We start from the raw sequence: 1,104 nt of genomic DNA, 5'->3' as shown, positions 1-1,104 counted from the left end.
CGCCCGGCGGCGCGGCCGCGGCGGCGAGCGGGACACCGCACCTCACCGAACGCGAGCGCGAGGTGCTTCGGCTCGTCGCCCGCGGCGAGACCGATGCCGAGATCGCCGCGCACCTCGTGCTCTCGGTCCACACGGTCCACCGGCACGTCGCGAACATCCGCTCCCGACTGGGGGTGCCCTCGCGAGCCGCGGCGGCGGCCTGGGCCCTGCGGACCGGGCTCATCTGAGGCCGGCTACGCCCGCTCGGTCACCGTTCCGTGCGTGAGGTGCAGCCGACGTTCGGCGCGCCTCGCGACGGCCGAGTCGTGGGTGACGATCACCACCGTGAGCCCGCGGTCGCGGTGGAGCCCCTCGAGGAGGTCCATGATCTCGTCGCGCGTCTGCTCGTCGAGGTTGCCGGTGGGCTCGTCGGCGAGGAGCACCTCCGGTTCCTTGACGAGCGCGCGGGCGATGGCGACGCGCTGCTGCTGCCCTCCCGAGAGCTCGCTCGGGACGTGGTGCGCGCGGTCGCCGAGTCCGACGGACTCGAGGGCCGTGGTCGCGCGGCGACGGCGCTCCTCGGTCGGGACGCCGAGGGGCTCGAGCGCGGTCTCGACGTTCTCGCGCGCGGAGAGGGTGGGGATGAGGTTGAAGCCCTGGAACACGAAGCCGATCTCGCTCGCCCGGATCCGGCCGAGCTTCGCATCGGGCATGCCCGAGAGGTCGGCCTCGCCGAGTGCGATGCGCCCAGACGTCGGACGGTCGAGCGCGCCGAGCATCTGCAGCAGCGTGGACTTGCCGCCGCCCGTCGGGCCCTGGATCGCGACGAGCTGACCGGTCGGGATCGTGAGGCTGACGTCCGTCAGCGCGTGGATCGTGCGGTCCTTCCGTCGATAGGTCTTCGTGACGTTCTCGAGGGTGTACATGCGGGTGGTCCTTTCCGGTGTCCGGTGGTCTGGCGACGGATGCCGCGCGGTGCGCGTCGGTGCGGTCGGAGTCGTCAGGCGACGCTGCGCAGCGCCTCGGCGGGGCGGAGCCGGCTCGCGCGCCATCCGCCGATCGCCCCGGCGAGGAGGCCGCCGAGGACCGCCAGGCCGACCGCGAGCGCGACGACCGTCACGGTGA

2 protein-coding genes are annotated in these 1,104 nt (G+C 73.7%); one reads left to right on the top strand and one right to left on the bottom strand.

The genetic code is table 11. From position 1 onward, the window contains the following. Nucleotides 1-227 (top strand): response regulator transcription factor (locus ESO86_RS17420; protein ID WP_165308326.1); only part of this gene is annotated, 227 nt, incomplete at its 5' end. 6 nt (nt 228-233) lie between these two features. Here ESO86_RS17420 and ESO86_RS17415 read toward each other — a convergent pair. Then, on the bottom strand, nt 234-905 hold the full coding sequence (locus ESO86_RS17415) for an ABC transporter ATP-binding protein (protein ID WP_129236009.1): 672 nt from the start codon (nt 903-905) through the stop codon (nt 234-236). Nucleotides 906-1,104: the final 199 nt, after the last annotated feature.

The sequence above is a fragment of the Agromyces binzhouensis genome (genome assembly GCF_004135055.1).
GTDB classification, from domain to species: Bacteria; Actinomycetota; Actinomycetes; order Actinomycetales; family Microbacteriaceae; genus Agromyces; species Agromyces binzhouensis.
This window is presented reverse-complemented; position numbering and strand designations above follow the sequence as displayed.